The sequence below is a fragment of the Nonlabens sp. Asnod3-A02 genome, assembly GCF_045063755.1.
GTDB classification, from domain to species: domain Bacteria; phylum Bacteroidota; class Bacteroidia; order Flavobacteriales; family Flavobacteriaceae; genus Nonlabens; species Nonlabens xylanidelens.
The window spans coordinates 1,133,245-1,148,445 of record NZ_JBEFOC010000007.1 but is presented as its reverse complement, the minus strand read 5'-3'; the positions used below and the strand labels follow the sequence as shown (position 1 = coordinate 1,148,445).

The 15,201-nt window shown below is 33.2% G+C and carries 19 protein-coding genes; 10 read left to right on the top strand and 9 right to left on the bottom strand.

What is annotated here, in order from left to right; translation table 11 throughout:
• Positions 1-5 precede the first annotated feature (5 nt).
• Positions 6-932, top strand: coding sequence for a DUF547 domain-containing protein (locus ACJJVN_RS08615; RefSeq protein ID WP_405377822.1), 927 nt, complete (start codon positions 6-8; stop codon positions 930-932).
• 50 nt (positions 933-982) lie between these two features.
• Here ACJJVN_RS08615 and ACJJVN_RS08610 read toward each other — a convergent pair whose 3' ends face one another.
• Genes ACJJVN_RS08610 through ACJJVN_RS08575 form a run of 8 tightly spaced genes read right to left on the bottom strand, consistent with a single transcriptional unit; the run spans position 983 to position 8,026 of the window.
• Positions 983-1,423, bottom strand: coding sequence for a 3-hydroxyacyl-ACP dehydratase FabZ family protein (locus ACJJVN_RS08610; RefSeq protein WP_104514835.1), 441 nt, complete (start codon positions 1,421-1,423; stop codon positions 983-985).
• 35 nt (positions 1,424-1,458) lie between these two features.
• Complete coding sequence (locus ACJJVN_RS08605) at positions 1,459-2,049, bottom strand: DUF6985 domain-containing protein (RefSeq protein WP_405377821.1); 591 nt, start codon at positions 2,047-2,049, stop codon at positions 1,459-1,461.
• A 22-nt stretch (positions 2,050-2,071) separates the two neighbouring features.
• Positions 2,072-2,854, bottom strand: coding sequence for an SDR family oxidoreductase (locus tag ACJJVN_RS08600; protein ID WP_405377820.1), 783 nt, complete (start codon positions 2,852-2,854; stop codon positions 2,072-2,074).
• The gene (locus ACJJVN_RS08595) at positions 2,848-3,900 is read right to left on the bottom strand and encodes a type III polyketide synthase (RefSeq protein WP_405377819.1); all 1,053 of its coding nucleotides are present in this window, start codon (positions 3,898-3,900) and stop codon (positions 2,848-2,850) included. Before ACJJVN_RS08595 ends, ACJJVN_RS08600 begins: the two co-directional genes overlap by 7 nt.
• Positions 3,901-4,620: a methyltransferase domain-containing protein gene (locus tag ACJJVN_RS08590; RefSeq protein ID WP_405377818.1), complete on the bottom strand. Its 720-nt coding sequence runs from the start codon at positions 4,618-4,620 to the stop codon at positions 3,901-3,903. It lies immediately after the preceding gene.
• On the bottom strand, positions 4,604-5,713 hold the full coding sequence (locus tag ACJJVN_RS08585) for an NAD(P)/FAD-dependent oxidoreductase (RefSeq protein WP_405377817.1): 1,110 nt from the start codon (positions 5,711-5,713) through the stop codon (positions 4,604-4,606). Before ACJJVN_RS08585 ends, ACJJVN_RS08590 begins: the two co-directional genes overlap by 17 nt.
• A gap of 34 nt (positions 5,714-5,747) precedes the next feature.
• Complete coding sequence (locus ACJJVN_RS08580) at positions 5,748-5,996, bottom strand: hypothetical protein (RefSeq protein WP_405377816.1); 249 nt, start codon at positions 5,994-5,996, stop codon at positions 5,748-5,750.
• A gap of 29 nt (positions 5,997-6,025) precedes the next feature.
• On the bottom strand, positions 6,026-8,026 hold the full coding sequence (locus ACJJVN_RS08575) for a thiamine pyrophosphate-dependent enzyme (protein ID WP_405377815.1): 2,001 nt from the start codon (positions 8,024-8,026) through the stop codon (positions 6,026-6,028).
• A 107-nt stretch (positions 8,027-8,133) separates the two neighbouring features.
• Between ACJJVN_RS08575 and ACJJVN_RS08570 the strand changes: the two genes are divergently transcribed.
• The 8 genes from ACJJVN_RS08570 to ACJJVN_RS08535 all read left to right on the top strand — a co-directional run bounded on the left by ACJJVN_RS08570 (position 8,134) and on the right by ACJJVN_RS08535 (position 14,040).
• Positions 8,134-8,892, top strand: a complete 759-nt coding sequence (locus ACJJVN_RS08570; protein ID WP_405377814.1) for a phosphatase PAP2 family protein — start codon at positions 8,134-8,136, stop codon at positions 8,890-8,892.
• A 24-nt stretch (positions 8,893-8,916) separates the two neighbouring features.
• The gene (locus ACJJVN_RS08565) at positions 8,917-9,867 is read left to right on the top strand and encodes an isopenicillin N synthase family oxygenase (RefSeq protein WP_104514827.1); all 951 of its coding nucleotides are present in this window, start codon (positions 8,917-8,919) and stop codon (positions 9,865-9,867) included.
• A 186-nt stretch (positions 9,868-10,053) separates the two neighbouring features.
• Positions 10,054-10,620 (top strand): RDD family protein, encoded by a 567-nt coding sequence (locus ACJJVN_RS08560; RefSeq protein WP_405368479.1) that lies wholly within the window; start codon positions 10,054-10,056, stop codon positions 10,618-10,620.
• 27 nt (positions 10,621-10,647) lie between these two features.
• Complete coding sequence (locus ACJJVN_RS08555) at positions 10,648-11,094, top strand: RDD family protein (RefSeq protein WP_405377813.1); 447 nt, start codon at positions 10,648-10,650, stop codon at positions 11,092-11,094.
• Positions 11,095-11,160: 66 nt separating this feature from the next.
• Positions 11,161-11,832: an RluA family pseudouridine synthase gene (locus tag ACJJVN_RS08550; protein WP_405377812.1), complete on the top strand. Its 672-nt coding sequence runs from the start codon at positions 11,161-11,163 to the stop codon at positions 11,830-11,832.
• Between the two features lie 109 nt (positions 11,833-11,941).
• Positions 11,942-12,166 (top strand): hypothetical protein, encoded by a 225-nt coding sequence (locus ACJJVN_RS08545; RefSeq protein ID WP_104514825.1) that lies wholly within the window; start codon positions 11,942-11,944, stop codon positions 12,164-12,166.
• Positions 12,167-12,195: 29 nt separating this feature from the next.
• The gene (locus ACJJVN_RS08540) at positions 12,196-13,383 is read left to right on the top strand and encodes an NAD(P)/FAD-dependent oxidoreductase (protein WP_405377811.1); all 1,188 of its coding nucleotides are present in this window, start codon (positions 12,196-12,198) and stop codon (positions 13,381-13,383) included.
• Between the two features lie 90 nt (positions 13,384-13,473).
• A complete protein-coding gene (locus ACJJVN_RS08535) occupies positions 13,474-14,040 on the top strand; it encodes a PsbP-related protein (protein ID WP_104514823.1) in 567 nt (188 codons plus the stop codon).
• 185 nt (positions 14,041-14,225) lie between these two features.
• On the opposite strand, the gene ACJJVN_RS08530 is transcribed toward ACJJVN_RS08535, so the two are convergent.
• Complete coding sequence (locus tag ACJJVN_RS08530) at positions 14,226-14,519, bottom strand: winged helix-turn-helix transcriptional regulator (protein ID WP_405377995.1); 294 nt, start codon at positions 14,517-14,519, stop codon at positions 14,226-14,228.
• A 158-nt stretch (positions 14,520-14,677) separates the two neighbouring features.
• Here ACJJVN_RS08530 and ACJJVN_RS08525 point away from each other — a divergent pair, with 158 nt between their 5' ends.
• Entirely contained in the window at positions 14,678-15,190 is a 513-nt protein-coding gene (locus ACJJVN_RS08525) for a VOC family protein (RefSeq protein ID WP_405377810.1), read from the top strand.
• Positions 15,191-15,201 lie beyond the last annotated feature (11 nt).

Sequence of the window (15,201 nt, the reverse complement as noted above, 5' to 3'; positions counted from 1 at the left end):
CAATTATGAGAAATTTACTTGCATTACTTACCGTTGTTTTATTTATAACATCGTGTAATTCACAAAAAAAAATAGCTGAAGAACATCCTAAGTCTAAGGAGGTGTCAGTACCGATGTCTAATGAGGTTGCTGTATCACAACCTGCTTTGATGGAAGCTGTTAAAAAAACGCCATCCATTAATCTTGAAGTTCCTAAAATAACTGAGAATAGTCTGCAAGAGCCTAAGGAAGAGAAGTCTATGGAAGAAACAGTAATTCAAGCACCTGTTCCAGCTATAGAAACTAGTACAACTATAGATCATAGTAGCTTTGATCAACTACTTAAAAAATATGTTACTGACGATGGTCACGTAGATTATGCAGGTTTAAAAAAAGAACGTAAAAAATTAAGCTCTTACATAGTTCTTATTAAAAACAACGCGCCAGAAGATTCATGGACTAAAAATGATCTACTAGCTTATTATATGAATGCTTATAATGCAATGACTATAGATTTAATCTTAAGAAATTACCCTACAGAAAGTATCAAGGATATTAAAAACCCATGGGAACAACGTTTCTGGCAAATAGGTGATAAATGGATCAATCTAGAAGAGATAGAACATCAAATATTAAGAAAAATGGATGATCCTCGTATTCATTTCGGTATTAATTGTGCATCGTTCTCTTGTCCACCTCTAATGAATGAGGCTTTTGTTGCAGATAAAGTAGATAGTCAGCTCCATCAACTAGCTGTTCAATTTGTTAATGATTCTAAACGTAATTCTATTACAGCAGATCGTGTTGAGATATCAAATATCTTTAAATGGTTTAAAAAAGATTTTACACAAGAGGGTGATATCGTTGACTTTCTTAATAAGTACAGCAAAGTAAAAATTAATGCAGACGCTCGTGTGCGTTACATGGATTATAACTGGAATTTGAATAAGTAAGCTTGGATATGAGCTATGAAATAGATGGTAAGAACATTAATTAAAGATGTTTATTCTGTCAATATCATACCACTCATCCATCCTTCGGCGATTTTATTTTCATTTTCGTCCATCATTTGAACGACTACTTTCAGTTTTCCGAATCGAAAGTAGTCTTTTTTTGCACTTACAATAACCGTAGTTTCTGGTAAAACAGTGTTTAAAAAGTTAATGTGATTTTCTGTAAACACAAACTGTGGTTTACTATCCTTATCACGCATCAAATAACTACCTAAACAGGCTAGTCCTATTTGAGCCATACATTCTATAAGTATCACACCTGGCGTTACTGGTTGGTCCTTAAAATGATGTTTATAGAAGTACTCGCTTTCGCGAAAGCGGTAAATACCAATCACACTATCCTCATCTAATTCAAGTAATTGATCTACAAATTTGAACCCATCACCATAGGGTAAATTGGCTACTATTTTTTCTAAAGGGTTGAGAAGCATTTTTATTAATTAAAATTACAAGTGATTTAAATAATTTATGTCCAAAATTTTTTCCACCAGGTATTTGGTTTCGAAACACCCTTTGTTTTAGAATTTGGGCCTATTAATTCGTTTTCATTAATATTGTAGGCTTCTGATTCAGTTAAGTGACCGTCTTGACTACTCACTCTAGTTAGTTTTATACCTTTAAAGAATACTAGTTGAAGTCCATGTTCATGTTCCCACTCACATTCACAGATAGCGTTAATATAAATATCTGCATCACTTCTAGAGACATAAATATTCTCTGGATAAACGAAATTCCATATCTCCTCTTTATATTGAATATCCCAAAGCATTTTATCTGCTTCATCATATTCGACTGCTTTTAAAAAATCCATACAATTTTTGAATATCGCGTCGCTAATAGTTAAACGATTTGTAACTCGTTTTTCTAAAAAACTACGAAGCGCAATATCTGCATCTTGTATGAAAGTAAGATCTTGACTAGGATTTAGATCAGTGAATGTAATTTTTAGTTTCTTATTGTCAAAAAATGGAATCTCAATTAATTCACTTTCCCACCAATCATCAAACTCATCATTCTGTCTTAAAACACCTATTATTTCACTTTTGATCGTTGTCATTCAATATAGATTTTAATTAAAATCACTGTAAACTCTCACCGCCATCCACTTTTACAATTGTACCAGTTATCCAGCTCGCCTCTTCTCTACTCATCAAATACACCACATTTGCAACACGCTCTGGAGTAGTTAATTCTTTATGCGGATTCCTTTTTAAGCTTTCTTTCTTAAGTTCTTTATACATCGGTATCATACTTAGACTTAAAGTATCTGTAACACCAGCTTGTATGCAATTAGAAGATATTTTAAATGGAGCAAATTCTATAGCTATACTCCTATTTATAGCTTCTAGGGTTGCCTTTGCAGCACTAACAGCTGCATATGATTTCATGGGTCTTGTGCTACCTTCACTAGTAAAACTTAAAATTTTTGCAGGTTGTGCAAATAATTGCGCATCAAATAAAGCTTTGGTCCAGCTGTAGAGACTTATTCCCATAGAATGGATGGTTTGCTGAAAGTCACTAGTAGTTAACGTTTGCTCACCAGTAAGAGGTTTTAAATTGCCTTTAGAGATACTGTGTAACAAGACACTAATTTTTTGTCCTTTGAGAAATTCAATAATTTTTGCTGTATTCTCTTCTAATTTATCTTCTCTTGTGGCATCACTATTTACTGTAAGTAACTCGATACCGTAAGATCTTAATGTTTCAAATTTGGCATCAATAGCTACTGCCTGCATTCTAGAAGCACGATAAAATATGATGAGATTCATTCCATGTTGGGCAAGTTTTAAAGCGCTGGCATATCCTAAACCACTACTGCCGCCTAGTATCAAACCGTATTTATTTTCAAAGTCTTTTACCATTCTAAAAGTATTCTTTGTGCCGTAAACCCAGGTCCGAAGCTTAACATTAATCCCTTAGAGTCTTTCTTTATGTTACGACTCATAAAGCGTTCTAAAACAAATAGTACCGTTGCACTACTCATGTTTCCATAAAGACGTAAAACCTCTTTTGTGTCATCAATATTCTTTCCTAAATCAGAGAACAATCCTTCAACAGTTTGTACTATCTTTTTACCTCCAGGGTGAAAAATTAAATGATCTATATCTTTTATTTCTAATCCGTTTTTCTCTAAAAACGGATGTATGATTTTTGGGAAATGGCTCGCAATAGTATCCGGTACAGATTTATCGAGCACCATTTGTAAACCACTATTCACTAGGTCAAAACCCATCATATGTGTAGCATCTGGAAAATGGTACATTTCATGTCCTTTTATCACTGGTCCACTATCCTCATCACAAGAAGATAGTAAAACACAGGCACATCCATCGCCAAATATGGCCGCACTAACCATGTTTGCCATAGAAAAATCTCCTAATTGAAACGTAGCCGTAGGTGCTTCTACTGCTATTACTGCAGCTTTTTTACCAGGATTTGCTCTTAAAAAATTCTCTGCATAGATTAAACCAGATATTCCTGCCACACAGCCCATTTCTGTTACTGGTAAACGCACAATATCTTGTCGCATTCCCATAGAGTTGATTAAATAAGCATCTATAGACGGTATCATTATACCTGTACAACTTACAGTTATGATATAATCTAGCTCTTGAGCTTTCCACGATGCTTTTTCTAGTGCTTTTTCTACCGCTTTTTGCGCTAGTGGTACCACTTCTCTTCTATAAATATCATTACGATCTTGAAAAGAAGTACTTGTAAATACCTCTATAGGATCCATGATAGAATAACGTTTATCAACACCAGCACCTTCAAAAATCTTAATAGTTTTACGTCTTAAACGCTCCTCCTGACCAGAAAGCCATTCTTCTACAAATGGTAAAATATCCTTAGTTTCTTTATAATACTGCGGTGTTACCGTTGCTACACTTTTTATTTTTACACTCATTTAAACTGGAATAATCCATATATATCGGAACGACCACTTCCATGTCAATCGGTCATTTTTAACGCCTATAGCTTTAGCATATTTTTTAAAGTCCCTAGCCTTAAAACCAGATGCGATACTTATTAGGCCATCATGTTTTGAAATCTCATGCCTTATAAAAATAGGACTTAAATATTTAAAAAATAGAAATGCAAGTTTATGTCTATGCAAGTCGTTGATAATAATAGTTTTACTTGTGATCTCTCTGAATTTAGTTAGAAATGTAATTATCTCATTATCATCAAAATGATGCATCGTTAAGGAGCTTATTAAAATATCACATTTTAAATCAGATGGGTTTATTTTAAGAATATCGCTTTCGCGAAAGCGTAATCTTGATAAACCTTCACTCTTCAATCTAGCTTTTTCAATAGAACGAGCTGCAAAATCGAGACCTAGAAAAGAGATGTTTTCTTGTTTCAAATTCTTTTCTAAAAATCGCAACATCTCACCGTCACCACAGCCTGCATCTACAATGGTTAGTGCTTTGTTAGGATATTTTTGTAGTTCTTTTTTAATTGCTTTTAAAGTAAAATTAAAGCCATTGAGTAATCGATTTACTGTATTAATATCATCTACCGCATGTTGTAATGTGACCTGATCTAGATTAGGGTCATCCATCCATTCTGGATCTGTATTGCGATGGTTAGATCTGTATTTTATATTAGATAGGTTTCCCATGTGTTTTTTTAATAATTATAGGCAGTAAAAAAGGCAGTTTACTTAGAAACCAGAGTCCTAGCGATGTATACGTTTTATTTAAAAGAATACCTTGCAATAGTCGTCCTATCCATAATCGCTTACGGAATGTTTTATTCCATTCTTGTGAATAATCTGATAATGATTGGTCTCTCGATATTTGATTACGAAGAAATGGTTCTAGACTTTTAAATGCTATTTGTGCACTATGTATGGCCATAGCCATTCCATTACCACAAAGCGGATGTATTAAACCAGCAGTATCTCCTAACATAAGTATGTGACCCTCTACGGCTAGTTTTTTTTCAAAAGATATTTGAGATATCGTGATAGGCTGTTCCCAAACAGGAGTCGCATTGTCTAAAAATGAGGCCAAATGTTTATTCTTTGATAACACTGCAGTATTAAAATCTGCTACATTTTTATGTTTCTTAAAAGACTCATAATTAGCTAAATAGCAAAGATTTACATGACCGTTTTCAACCTTTGAAATACCTGCATAGCCACCTTTAAAGTTATGTAGTTCTACTAGATTATCTGGCATATCATATTGATAGTGCATTTTTACAGCTAACCATGGCGATTTATATTTCATAAAATCGCGTTCTAGCTTTTTATCTAGTATAGAGCGTTTACCAGTAGCCATAATAAACTGTTTACAAGTAAATTGATCTCTAGAAGTGGTTACGGTAAATGTATCCTTATTAATATTACTATCAAGCACTTTATCTTCAATAAAAGTAGCTTTAAGACTCGCTTTTTTAAAAAGTAAATGATCTAAGTGATACCTAGAAATGCCTTTGCCACCTTGCGGTAAATTGCATTTAATTTGTTTAGAATCTGTGGTAGTAAAGTTTAATTGTTCTAGGTTAATAGATGTTTCTTGATCCAGGTCTATATCTAGAGCACGTAAAAAATCCATTACTTCATTACTCAAATATTCACCACACATTTTGTGCCTAGGGTAACTTTCAGGATCTATACATAGAACTTTATAGTTTTTAGAAAACAAAATTGCCGCTGTCAGACCTGAAAGTCCACCACCGGCAATTATAATATCGTATTCTACATCCACTATCCAAAGATAACGGCTAGAAGTAAATCAAATGTTAATTTGAATCATTATCTCTGTATCTTCTTTTCTGTACAAACTTTAAGATTAAATAAATAACCAATAAAGAAGAGAATAAAGAAAATAAAGTAACCGCTGTAGGCATTAAACTACCACCTTCTGGGTTAGGTCCAAAAAACACTAAAAAGGCAAATATGATCGTAAGTGCCCATAGTACATAGCGGAAGTTGTCCGCCTCATCCATAAATTTCATAATATGTTGTTGATTAGGTTCGTAAAGGGGCATTCAAAAATATAATTTTTATTAGCCTAAAGTTAATAATTTAACAGTTTTTTTAATTTTTCTTTCAATTTATTTTTAGGTAGGTAATTATCTTCAAGTCCTTTTTCAAATGGTATCGGTGTATCTATACTACCTAATCTCATGACTGGAGCGTCTAAAAACTCAAAACATTCTTCACTAATAAATGCAGCAATGTCACTCGCTATGCTACCTGTCAGGTTATCTTCGGTAAGAACGAGAACTTTACCTGTTTTCTTTACAGAGGTTATAATACTTTCATTATCAATAGGTAATAATGTTCTAAGATCAATAAGATCTATATCTAATTTTTCTTCATCGATTAACTGCTTTGCCCAATGTACTCCTGCACCAAATGTTATGATAGTTGCTTGTTCTCCACTTCGTATAGTTAACGCTTTTCCTAACTCTATATTATAATATCCATCTGGGACGTCATCATATACCGATCTGTAAAGTGCTTTATGTTCAAAGAATAAAACCGGATTAGGATCTTCTATAGATGCTATTAATAATCCCTTAGCATCTGCAGGAGAAGATGGATATACTATTTTAAGACCTGGTACAGTGTAAAACCATGCTTCATTAGATTGAGAGTGAAAAGGTCCTGCTCCTACACCTGCTCCACATGGCATTCTTACTACTACATCTGCCTGCTGATTCCAGCGGTAATATGATTTTGCTAAGTAGTTAACAATAGGATTAAATCCACTACTTACAAAATCGGCAAACTGCATTTCTACCACAGCCTTCATTCCTGCTATACTTAGTCCCATACCAGCCTCAACAATGGCACTTTCACATATAGGCGTATTTCTCACTCGCTCACGACCATATTTTGCTACAAAACCATCAGTTATTTTAAAGACACCTCCATATTCTGCAACATCTTGTCCCATGATGACTAAGTTGTCATACTTTGCCATTGAAGCATCAAGTCCATCTTTTATAGCGTCTACTAATCGTAAATTTTGAGTAGAATTATTAGGTGCTACAGATTCAAAATTGTGGGATTTAAAAACGTCTGACAGTTCTTGTTCTGGTGTTGTTTTAGGTAACGCTTTCGCGGAAGCGGTATCTAAACCATCATTAATATCTTTTTTAATTTCTTCACTCCATTCTAACACATTATCGCTAGTGATGATGTTGTTTTCTAACAAATACTGCTCAAAACGTGTTAATGGATCACGTTGTTCCCAATATTTTAATAATTCATCTGGTACATATTTAGTACCACTAGCCTCTTCATGACCACGTCTTCTAAAAGTTTTAAATTCTATCAATACAGGATGCGGATTCTCACGAATATCCTTGAGAATAGCAGCTATTTTTGTGTAGACCTCTATAATATTATTACCGTCTATAATATGAGATTCCATTCCATAACCCAATGCACGGTCTGCTAGGTTTTCACAATTGTACTGTTCTGTAGTAGGTGTACTAAGGCCATAGCCATTATTTTCTATACAGAAAAGAACTGGTAAATTCCATACACTGGCCACATTAAGTGCTTCGTGAAAATCACCTTCACTCGTACCGCCTTCTCCAGTAAAAACGGCTGTTGCTCTACCAGTATTATTTAGTTTTTGAGCTAGTGCAATACCGTCTGCAACACCTAGTTGTGGTCCTAGATGTGAAATCATACCGACTATGTTATAGTCTTGTGTGCCAAAATGAAAACTACGGTCACGACCTTTTGTAAAACCGTCTGCTTTACCTTGCCATTGCGCAAAGAGTTTCCATAACGGAATCTCTCTTGTGGTAAAAACCCCAAGATTTCTATGCATAGGTAAAATATATTCTTCTTTATGCATAGCAGCTGTTACGCCTATAGAAATAGCTTCCTGACCTATGCCCGAAAACCATTTTGAAATGCGACCTTGACGTAATAGAATCAACATCTTCTCCTCTATTAATCGAGGAAGTAACATTTTCTTATATAAACCTATAAGTACCTCTTTATCTAGGGTATTCTTATAAAGCTGATCTAAATTTGTGTGATTTGTGTCTATCATTATTGTGGACTGTAAATCAAATGTAAGATAATCTATCGTCTTACTTTAACGTTATAGTTAGTTACAAGCTTTCATTTACTAACTTTGTATTAACAATTGTTGTTTTAATGAAGCTACCTTTTTTATTCTTAGTTCTATTTTGTGCTATAATGTGTTATGGACAACAACAGCCTGCTGACTCTATTTCTATAAATAAAGATGTGAAATTTAAGTACCAATCTCTATTTATACCTGCAGGACTTGTTACTTATGGTGTAATAGGCATTAAAAACGATCCTATTAAAAAGTGGGATCAAGATTTAAGAACAACTCTTCAACCAGATGGTACCAAGATAGACATAGATGATTATACTCTTTTTGTGCCTATTGCAGCAGTTTATGGTCTTGATCTAGCTGGTATTAAAGGGCGTAACAACATGTTAGATAAAACGGTTATTCTAGGTACGTCTACTCTATTTTTATATTCGTCTGTAAATCTTATTAAGAATAATACTAATATAAGACGACCTAGCGGTAAGTCACAAAGTAGTTTTCCATCTGGGCATACTGCTATATCATTCATGGCTGCAGAGTTTTTACACCAAGAATATGGACATGTATCACCCTGGTACAGTATTGCCGGTTATACTATAGCTGCAAGTACTGGTTTTTTGAGAATTTATAATGATAAACACTGGCTGAGCGACGTGGCAGCAGGAGCTGGAATAGGAATTTTATCAACAAAAATAGCTTACTGGCTGCATCCTTTGATAAAGAGTGTTATCTTTAAAAATAAAAGTAAATTGAATGAATCTCAAGTGCAATTAAATATTGCACCTTTGTACACTCGTAATGAGTTATTACTGGCTACATCATTGAGATTTTAGAAAATAATAAATATAATTAGTACCATGATTAATATCCCTAGCGTAGATCTAGCAGATTTTCTAAGTGAAGATCCTAAGAGAAAAGAAAAATTTATTAAAGAAATAGGTAATGCCTACGAAGAAATAGGTTTTGTCGCACTTAAGAACCATTTTTTATCTGACGAGCTTGTTGAACAACTTTATAAAGAGGTAGAGAAATTTTTTCAACTACCTAAACCTACTAAATTAGGTTATGAGCGTGAAGAATTAGGTGGACAGCGTGGTTATGTATCCTTCGGTAAGGAACATGCCAAAGGTAAAAAAGAAGGAGATTTAAAAGAATTCTGGCATTTTGGACAAGAGGTTGCTCCAGATGTAGATATAGAAGATAATTATCCTGATAACGTGATCGTAGAAGAACTTCCTGACTTTAATAAAACAGGAATGGATGCTTATAGAATGCTAGAAAAAACTGGTATTTATGTTTTAAGAGCACTTTCTTTACACATAGGTCTGGATGAAAAATACTTTGACCACTGGGCAAGTAATGGAAATTCTATTCTTAGACCTATTCATTATCCACCTATTACCAGCGAGCCAGAAAATGCGGTAAGAGCTGGTGCACATGGAGATATCAACCTTATTACTTTATTAATGGGTGCTAGTGCACCAGGTTTACAAGTACAAAGTCGTGATGGTGAGTGGATCGATGCTATTGCAAAGGAAGACGAGCTAGTTATTAATGTAGGTGACATGTTGCAACGTCATACTAATAACAAATTGCGTTCTACTATTCACCGTGTGGTAAATCCGCCTCGTGATTTATGGCACACTAGCCGCTACTCTATTCCGTTTTTCTTACATCCACGTAGCGATATGAAACTGGACTGTCTAGAAGAGTGTGTGAGTGAGGATAATCCTAAACAATACGATGACATTACTGCAGGAGATTTCTTGCACCAGCGTCTTGTAGAGATAGGTTTGATTAAGAAATAAATTCTTTTAATTTTATAATAGAAGTCCATTAAACGTAAATTTTAATGGACTTTTTTATGTGATGTTCTCGCTTTCGCGAAAGCGGAATTTAAATGTACTACTAAACAAAACTATTAATAGAAATAGATTAAAATTTATATTACATTCTCATTATGTTTATATAGATGTGTTTCTAACTACTGAAAGATGAATAAGAACGTTGATCAATACCAAGAAGAAACTATTACTGAACGATTTAATAGTTTTTCTAATCGCTCACATAGATTTCACAGAATATCTAGTATGTTTTTAGATCACTTTATCCTTTGCGGTATTACTATTCCTATAGCTATAGTACTTATGATGATATTTAGGAACTTAGTATATCGTATGGATCTCATACCTTTTTTCTTTATCATTTTTATCTATTCAAATAAGGATTTTTTGAAAGGTAAAAGTCCTGCAAAAAGAATATTAGGATATCAAATAATAAATCGCAAAACAGGTCTACAAGCTACAGAATTACAGTGTTTTATTCGTAATCTAACCATTTGTATTGCTTGGCCTATAGAGGTTATTATTTCTTTCATTAATCCAAAAAGACGCATAGGTGATTATATAGCAAATACTAAAGTTGTTCCTTCTGAGAAGCAAAATTTAAAATCTATTATAATTGATTTAAAAGAGGTAAAATTGAAAATTGATTATTTAGTGATTTTAATTTTAGGTGGTATCTACATCTATGGCTTTTCTTTATTTTTACCATCATTTTAAAAACAACTTATCACAAATTCTCTATCTATGAAGTCCTTAAAAACCAAACCTAATACAGGAAAAAGATTCTTTGCAGGTTTAATAGATTACACCATTATTTACGGCTTTACTTTTATGTTGATTTTTGGATTAGGAACTCGAGATGAATATGGAACTTATTCTTTAAATGGATTCCCAGCTTTGATTCCAATAGCTTTATGGTTAGTTCTCACAGTAATTTTAGAAATAACACTAGGAGCTACTTTAGGTAACTCTCTTGTAGGAATAATGCCTATACCTTCAACTGGTCATCAAAGAAAACTCACTTTTATAGAGTCACTTAAACGCCACCTGTTAGATCCACTAGATATGTTCCCTTTGGGCATTATAGGTATAATTACTATCAATAACACATTAAATAATCAACGTGTAGGTGATATCTGGGCCAAAACTATAGTTGTATCGGAAAAACATTTTATAGAAAACCCTATCTAGGCTATCCATAATTGTATTCTAAGATAGCATTATCACTACACTAAACGTTGAAAATAAAATGACCGCATGGCTCTTTTAGAAATCGTACATGAAAACAACGACTTTATAGTTGTAAATAAGGCTGCAGGGCTGATAACCGAAAAAAGTCCTTTTGAATCTCTTACTGTAGAAAATCAAGTACATGATTATATAGCTAAGAAAAAGAAGAAACCTTATGTGGGTGTCGTTCACAGATTAGACCGCGTGACTAGTGGTGTACTTGTTTTTGCTAAGAAAAAGAGTGTGTTAGTTGCTTTTAATGAGCTTTTTAGTAGTCGTAGAGTTCAAAAAACATACCTCGCTATAGTCAGTAATAAACCACCTAAAACCAAACAAAACTTACAACACTTTTTAGTAAAGAATCGGCTAGAAAAAAGAGCAGATATAGTACCTACTAAAACTAAAAACGCTCAAGACGCTACTCTATCTTATCAAATTCTAGGACAGAATAAATATGGTTACCTATTAGAGGTAAAGCCTAGAACAGGTAGATTCCATCAAATACGAGCACAGTTATCACATATAGGTTGCCCTATTATAGGAGATGAAAAATATGGCTCTGATCAGAAATACTTAAACCTATCAGTGTGTTTACACGCCTGGAAATTAACCTATCCAGAATTAAATACAAAAGAGAATAAAACGGTAGAAGCCTCCATGCCTAAAAATGCTTTTTGGGAATTTAAAACCATCAAATAAACTTTAAGCATCTTTTTTAAATTGTGGAATACTGCTATTTTCATATACAGTGTAGTATAGAGCTATATGAACTCTAGTATATTGCAATACTAAATACTAAATACTAATTATGAAATTGAACTTACTCTCTTGCGACGATCAACGACCTAATAAAAGAGATATAGCTAGGTGTATAGTAGAAATTTCTTCAGGTATAAGTGAATCTCTTGCAAATGAGCTTACTGATATATTGTTAGAAGGTGATGCGGTAGATATTGAGGTTAGTGATAAAAATTCAGGATCGGCATTGCGAGCGTTGCGCAAACTAAGTATTGATTATGAAATCATAGAATAATACAAGATTCTTATAATTACTTTTGTTTCATGAAAAAATCAGTTGCTATTATAGGTGGTGGTCCATCAGCATTTTTGCTGGCTGCTTTTCTAGATAAGGAAAAGTTTTCTACCACTATCTATGAGAAAAACAAAACGTCTGGCCGCAAATTTTTAGTTGCCGGAAAAGGTGGTTTTAACTTAACGCATTCAGAATCTATAGAAAAATTAATCAATAGATACACACCTAATAATTTTCTATCTACTGCCCTACTTCATTTTACAAATCAAGATTTTAGAAACTGGTTAGAACAAATAGGCGTCCCTACTTATGTAGGCAGTAGTAAAAGAGTCTATCCTGAAGATGGAAAAAAGCCTATTCAAGTTCTGAATTCTATATTAAATCATCTTAAAAAGAAAGGTGTCTTGTTTAAATATGAACATACCTTCAGCGGTTGGGATACACATAATTACCCCATTATTAATGATCATGCAGTAAAATCAGATTATACCATTTTTGCTCTAGGCGGTGCCAGCTGGAGTGTAACTGGCTCTACTGGTGACTGGCTATCTACATTTCAAGGTCAATCGATAGACATTCAACCTTTTCAGGCGTCTAATTGTGGTTTTAACATTAATTGGAATTCTAAATTTATAGAATTAAATGAAGGTACACCTTTAAAAAATATAGCTATTTGCTGTAATGATGTAGTCCAGAAAGGAGAAGCTGTTATTACTAAATTTGGTCTAGAAGGTAACGCCATTTATGGTCTTAGCCCTCAAATAAGACAGCAATTGATTACTCATTCTACAGCTACTATATTTATAGATTTTAAACCATCCTTATCCTTAGAAAAAGTAATTTCAAAAATTAAATTGTCTAATTATAGAACGACAAAGGACATATTAAAGAAAGAGCTCAAATTAAGTCTTCCACAAATAGATCTATTAAAATTCTATCTATCAAAAGAATCGTACCTTAATAAGGAAATACTGGCTAGTCATATAAAACAATTTCCTTTAGAGATAATCAATACCGCATCTATAGAAGAATCTATATCTACCGTAGGTGGTGTCGATAGAGACGCCCTAACAGAAAATTATGAACTTAAAATCCTACCTAATCAATATTGTATAGGTGAGATGATAGATTGGGACGCCCCTACTGGTGGCTATCTACTGCAGGCATGTTCTAGTACAGGTGTTTTTCTAGCAAGACATCTTAATCAAATCAATTAGAAGCAATAACTAGGTAATTAATCATAGTTTCCTTTATTTTTAAATCTTAAAATACAATAACTTTATTTACAACTAACCTAAACCAACCTTATGAAAACTTCTCTGACTTTTTTACTTGCGTTTCTTTTAATAACCTCTTGTAAAAATGCAACCGATACTACAGTAAATATTGAAAACCACGCGACCACTAGTACAGATGACGGTAGTGTAAATAAAAGTAAATATCAAGGTAATGGTTTCTCTTTCAGTTATCCAGAAGACTGGCATGTAACCGATGAAGAGCTTATTGAAGAAGGTATTTATTATATGGCAGTAGAAAAAAAAGGCCTTAATTCTAGCGGACTGATGACTATAGTTTCCTTTGATTACATACTAGACCATGACCTTATGATAGATATGAATATAGAAGAATTAAAATTGAATAGTTTTATAAACAATTTAAATTTTGATCCTATAGAAGACGATGAATTTAGCACTATTAAATCACGTACTTCATCCTTTGAATTTACCACAATGGGTTTAAAACATCAAGGTAAGATTATAGCGTTTACTAATCAAGGTAGTTCTTACGCAATATTAACTCAAGAGGCTTTAGAAGACCATCAAAAGAATTCTCAAGGATTTAGAATTATAGAAAATAGTTTTAACATCGATTAATCATTATTTACTCAAATCATGATTTTAAAAGCTCTCTTTACATATAACAAGAGAGCTTTTATTGTTTTAAAGTTCATAGTTTTTAAAAGTGGTATTTAAGATTCCGCTTTCGCGAAAGCGGAATAGAAAAAAACACTCGTACAAAAGACTGTATATATGCTAACAAATAAGCCAATCTCTATATTCTATACTTGTGGCATATCAATAATGGTAACATCCTTTAAACCCCATTGATCCAGAGCTCTCAAAATAGGCTCTAACGACTGTCCTCTATCGCTTAGTTGATACTCTACTTTGGGAGGCACTACAGGGTAAACTTTTCTTGAAATTAAACCGTCTTTTTCAAGTTCTCTGACCGTTTGAGTAAACATCTTATTAGAGATTCCAGGGATGTGTTTTTGAAGAACTCCAGATCTTAAACCGCCTTCTAATAAATGAAATAATACTAATGGTTTCCACTTAGTACCTATCAATCCCATGGTGTAATTTAATGGGCAAATGTTATTTTTTTTCAAAATAATTTTTATTAAATATTTAATAATGTGTAATTTACTCTTTTAGGTAACTATAGTACTTTTAGGTAAGTTATTTCTAATAAGGCAAATATAGAGTATTTTTGAAATCTAAAATAAATGTTGTGGATACTAATAAAGATTACCCTAAGTCATTCTCTCATATAGGACTTACTGTACCTAATATTAACGAGGCCGTTAAATTTTACTCTGAAGTAATGGGGTGGTATGTTATTATGGTACCTGCAACGGTTAAAAAAGAAAAAGGAACCGCGATAGGTCAAATGTGTATTGACGTTTTTGGCGAGGAATGGACAGAATTTGAAATTGCTCATTTATCTACGTCTGACGGTATTGGAATCGAGTTATTTTCTTTCCCTCATGGAGTGAAGAAAGCACCAAAGTTTAATCCGTTTAACACAGGATTATTTCATTACTCTGTTCAAGATCCTAATATTGAAGAATTAATAGGGAAAATAGTGGCTTATGGAGGTAAACAAAGAATGCCTATTAGAGAGTATTACCCTAAGGAAAAACCATTCAAAATGTGTTATGTAGAAGACCCATTTGGTATTGTGTTTGAGATATATACTCATAGTTATGAGTTGACCTATTCTTCTGGTGCGTATGCTAAATAATTGAATATTTA